Origin of the sequence: Mesorhizobium intechi, assembly GCF_002879535.1 — a bacterium.
GTDB lineage: Bacteria > Pseudomonadota > Alphaproteobacteria > Rhizobiales > Rhizobiaceae > Mesorhizobium > Mesorhizobium intechi.
This window is the reverse complement of sequence record NZ_PNOT02000079.1, coordinates 1-4,309: the sequence shown is the minus strand read 5'-3', so window position 1 is coordinate 4,309 and position 4,309 is coordinate 1. Positions and strand designations below refer to the sequence as shown.

The 4,309-nt window shown below is 62.5% G+C and carries 6 protein-coding genes; all 6 read left to right on the top strand.

Annotated features, from left to right (window positions below):
* A partial coding sequence (locus C1D09_RS07205; RefSeq protein WP_143973628.1) for a hypothetical protein occupies window positions 1-113 on the top strand: 113 nt, incomplete at its 5' end.
* Window positions 106-837 carry a M15 family metallopeptidase gene (locus C1D09_RS07200; protein ID WP_143973627.1) on the top strand — a complete coding sequence of 244 codons (732 nt, stop codon included), beginning with the start codon at window positions 106-108 and terminating at the stop codon, window positions 835-837. The genes C1D09_RS07205 and C1D09_RS07200, both read left to right, overlap by 8 nt.
* A gap of 208 nt (window positions 838-1,045) precedes the next feature.
* Window positions 1,046-2,074, top strand: a complete 1,029-nt coding sequence (locus tag C1D09_RS07195; RefSeq protein WP_143973626.1) for a sulfate ABC transporter substrate-binding protein — start codon at window positions 1,046-1,048, stop codon at window positions 2,072-2,074.
* An 83-nt stretch (window positions 2,075-2,157) separates the two neighbouring features.
* Window positions 2,158-3,009 carry a sulfate ABC transporter permease subunit CysT gene (gene cysT, locus C1D09_RS07190; RefSeq protein ID WP_143973625.1) on the top strand — a complete coding sequence of 284 codons (852 nt, stop codon included), beginning with the start codon at window positions 2,158-2,160 and terminating at the stop codon, window positions 3,007-3,009.
* Window positions 3,002-3,886, top strand: a complete 885-nt coding sequence (gene cysW / locus C1D09_RS07185; RefSeq protein WP_143973624.1) for a sulfate ABC transporter permease subunit CysW — start codon at window positions 3,002-3,004, stop codon at window positions 3,884-3,886. Before cysT ends, cysW begins: the two co-directional genes overlap by 8 nt.
* Window positions 3,887-3,958: 72 nt before the next feature.
* Window positions 3,959-4,309: ATP-binding cassette domain-containing protein (locus C1D09_RS07180; protein ID WP_143973623.1), on the top strand; the 351-nt coding region annotated here is incomplete at its 3' end.

Here is a 4,309-nt window from a genome sequence, read left to right as displayed (position 1 = left end):
GCCTCGACCGCCGCCGCACCGCGACTTGGCAACCGGACGGCGCCGGTTATTCGACGCTGACCGTGATCGACGCGGCCGGGCGAGCGGCCAGCGTGAAAGTGTTCGTTGAATAGAGTGCGCCAGGCGATTCCGCGCGTTGGCTTTTACGCGCTGACGGTTGTCGCTTCCGTTCTGCGCGCACATGCCGATCCCCTCCCCACCGGCTTCGTGCGCCTTGCCGATATCGCCCCGTCCATTCGCCAGGACATCCGCTACGCCGGCGCGGACAATTTCCTGCACCGCAGGCTGATTGGCTACGACGCACCGCTCTGCATTCTCACCTTGCAGGCGGCGCAGGCGCTTGCCGGCGTCCAGCAGGCTATCGCTGCTCGAGGCCTGACACTGGTGGTCTTCGACTGCTACCGCCCTGCCCGTGCCGTGGCCGACATGGGCGACTGGACGCGAGAGGGTGGGCCGCCCGATCCGCAATGGTATCCCGGGGTTCGGCGTGGCGACCTGATCGCCAAGGGTTATGTTGGTGAGATGTCGACCCATTCTCGCGGTTCGACCGTCGATGTCGCGATTGCGCGGGCCGATGGCCCATCCGTCGCCAAACCCGCTTGCGGCGCCATCGACGCCGATACGCTGGACTTCGGTACCGGTTTCGACTGTTTCGACCCGACGAGCGAGACGGCGCATCGACCGCTCGGCAATGAAGCGACAGCAACCCGCAAGCTGCTCGTCGAGGCCATGCGCGCCGGCGGTTTCAAGAACTATGCGCGCGAATGGTGGCACTATACGCTCCGGCATGAGCCCTTCCCCACCCGGCGCTTCGATTTCCCGGTGAGCGCCGAGTGATTGCCGGACCAGGTCCAAACGACCTTGCCAAGGCATCGCGCATCTCTAGATAGGACCGCGAGTCCGCGCAGAGCGCCGGCGAGGAAAATATTTCCCGAAGCAGCGGAAGATCGTCGAAGATTTTCTTCAGGAGGGCAAAAAAGGCAACATTCGATGCATCTAATTTCTATCAAATCGCTAGATTTGGCTCGGTTCAACGGAGGCAGAAATGACCAAACCTCATTTCCGGAAACTGCTCGGCGCACTGGTCGCCACATCTGTCCAGTTCGGCACGCTCGGTTTCGCGTTCGCCGACACCACCATCCTCAACGTGTCCTACGATCCGACACGTGAGCTCTACAAGGCCTATGACGAGGCCTTCGCCGCCCACTGGAAGGCCGAGACCGGCGAGACGATCACAATTCAGCAGTCGCATGGCGGATCGGGCGCCCAGGCGCGCGCCGTGATCGACGGCCTCGACGCCGACGTGGTGACGCTGGCGCTCGAGGGCGACATCAACGCCATCGTCTCGAAATCGAAGAAGATCAATCCCGACTGGCGCAAGAAATTCGAGAACAATTCAGCGCCTTACACCTCGACCATCATCTTCCTGGTACGCAAGGGCAATCCCAAGGGCATTCACGACTGGAGCGACCTGGTCAAGGACGGCACCCAGGTGATCACCCCCAACCCGAAGACCTCGGGTGGCGCGCGGTGGAACTATCTGGCCGCCTGGGCCTACGCCAACGCCCATGATGGCGGCGACGAAGCCAAGACCAAGGAATTCGTCGGCAAGCTTTACGCAAATGCCCCGGTTCTCGACACCGGCGCGCGCGGCTCGACCGTCACCTTCGCGCAAAAGGGCATCGGCGACGTGCTGATCGGCTGGGAGAACGACGCCTATCTGGCACTCGACGAATTCGGTGCCGACAATTTCGAGATCGTCTATCCGCCGACATCGATCCTGGCCGAGCCGCCGGTGGCGATTGTCGACGCCAATGTCGATGCCAAAGGCACGCGCAAGGTGGCCGAAGCCTATCTCGGCTGGCTCTATTCCAAGGAAGGCCAGACGATCATCGCCAAGAACCACTATCGTCCGGCCAAGCCCGAACTGGTGGCGCAGGCGGATCTGCCCAAGACCCCCGACATCAAGCTGATCTCCATCGACGATCCGCTTTTCGGCGGCTGGAAGAAGGCTCAGCCTTATCATTTCGGCGACGGTGGTATATTCGACCAGATCTACAAGTCGGCCCAGTGAGGTTGGGCAGTGCCCGAAGAAGCCCGTGAATGGGCTTCTTCAGCGACAATCTGGTTGAGTAAGAAGGGACGATCCAGAACTCCATGACCACAGCACCCGCTCAGGCGGGGTGGCGATTCAGGCAGCCGAGTGTCATTCCGGGTTTCGGATTGACGCTCGGCTTCTCGCTTGCCTACCTCACCCTCATCATCCTCATTCCGCTGTCCGGGCTGATCTGGCGGTCGGCCTCGCTCGGCTGGGCTGAATTCTGGGCGATCGCCAGCGACCGCCGCACCATCAATGCGCTGGAAATCAGCTTCGGCACCGCCTTCCTCGCGGCTGCCGTCAATGTCGTCTTCGGCACGCTCGTCGCCTGGGTGCTGGTCCGCTACCGCTTTCCCGGCCGCCGTATCGTCGACGCCATGGTCGACCTGCCCTTCGCCCTGCCAACCGCGGTCGCCGGCATTGCGCTCACCACGCTCTACGCGCCGAATGGCTGGATCGGCAAATTGCTGATGCCGCTCGGCCTCAAGGTCGCCTACACGCCGCTCGGCATCGTCGTGGCACTGGTCTTCATCGGCCTGCCCTTCGTCGTACGCACGGTGCAGCCGATCATGGAAGAGATCGACAAGGAAGTGGAGGAAGCCGCCGCCACGCTTGGCGCCAGCCGCTTCCAGATCATCACCCGCGTGCTGTTTCCGGGCCTGGCGCCGGCCATCATCACCGGCTTCTCGCTGGCCTTCGCGCGCGGCGTCGGCGAATACGGCTCGGTCATCTTCATCGCCGGCAACCTGCCCTACAAATCCGAGATCGCACCGCTGCTGATCGTCATCCGGCTGGAGGAATACAACTACCCGGCGGCGACCGCGATCGCTGCGATCATGCTGGCTCTGTCGTTCGTCATGCTTCTGGTCGTCAATCTCGTGCAGACATGGAGCCGCAAGCGCTATGGCTGATCCCGAAATCAAATCCTACGAACCCTACCATGAGAGCCGTTCGGCGGCGGTGACGGAAAGCCGTCCCGCGCAAGCCGTGCTGATGGCGATCGCTTTTGTCTTCCTCGGCGTCTTCCTGCTCTTGCCGCTGATCATCGTCTTCCACGAGGCGTTGGCAAAAGGCGTCGGCGCCTATACGCAGGCGTTGGGCGAGCCGGACGCACGCTCGGCCATCCGCCTGACACTGCTTGTCGCAGCGATCTCTGTGCCGCTCAATGTCGTCTTCGGCATCTCCGCCGCCTGGGCCATCGCCAAGTTCGAGTTCAAGGGCAAGGCGTTTCTCACCACGCTGATCGATCTGCCCTTCTCGGTCTCGCCGGTCATCTCGGGCTTGGTCTATGTGCTGCTGTTCGGCGCGCAAGGGTTGCTCGGTGAATGGCTGAAGGCACATGGCATCCAGATCCTGTTCGCCGTGCCTGGCATTGTACTGGCCACGGTCTTCGTCACCTTCCCCTTCGTCGCCCGCGAACTGATCCCGCTGATGCAGGAACAGGGCAATGGCGACGAGGAGGCCGCCCTTTCGCTCGGCGCCAATGGCTGGCAGACTTTCTGGTATGTCACGTTGCCCAACGTCAAATGGGGCCTGCTCTACGGCGTACTGCTTTGCAACGCGCGCGCCATGGGCGAATTCGGCGCGGTGTCGGTGGTGTCGGGCCATATCAGGGGCCTGACCAACACCATGCCGCTGCATGTCGAGATCCTCTACAACGAGTACAATGCCGTCGGCGCCTTTGCCGTCGCTTCACTGCTTGCCGGGCTGGCGCTCGTTACGCTGGTGTTGAAAACACTGCTCGAGATGCGCTACGGCGCCGAACTCGCCGCGACGCGCGGACATTGACTAAATGCATGTCGCCCAAAAGTGGAAGCCGGCTTTGGGACAACGACATGCATCAACTGCAAAGGGATTTGTATGGAAGTTCGCGTTGCCAACGTGCGCAAGGAGTTCGAGCGGTTTCCGGCGCTCCATGACGTGTCGCTCGACATCAAGTCGGGCGAACTGATCGCCTTGCTGGGGCCGTCCGGCTCCGGCAAGACGACGCTGCTCAGGCTGATCGCCGGGCTGGAACGGCCGACGCGCGGAAAGATCTTCTTCGGCGACGAGGATGCTTCGCAGAAGTCGATCCAGGAGCGCAATGTCGGCTTCGTCTTCCAGCACTATGCGCTGTTCCGGCACATGACGGTGGCCGACAATATCGGCTTCGGCCTGAAAGTCCGGCATGGATCGTCGCGCCCACCGGCGGGGGAAATCCGCCGCCGCGCC

Excerpts from the sequence above, each read along its gene's own strand:
- cysW (WP_143973624.1), top strand. The coding sequence starts at position 3,002 with ATGGCTGATCCCGAAATCAAATCCTACGAACCCTACCATGAGAGCCGT.
- C1D09_RS07195 (WP_143973626.1), top strand. The coding sequence starts at position 1,046 with ATGACCAAACCTCATTTCCGGAAACTGCTCGGCGCACTGGTCGCCACA.
- cysT (WP_143973625.1), top strand. The coding sequence starts at position 2,158 with ATGACCACAGCACCCGCTCAGGCGGGGTGGCGATTCAGGCAGCCGAGT.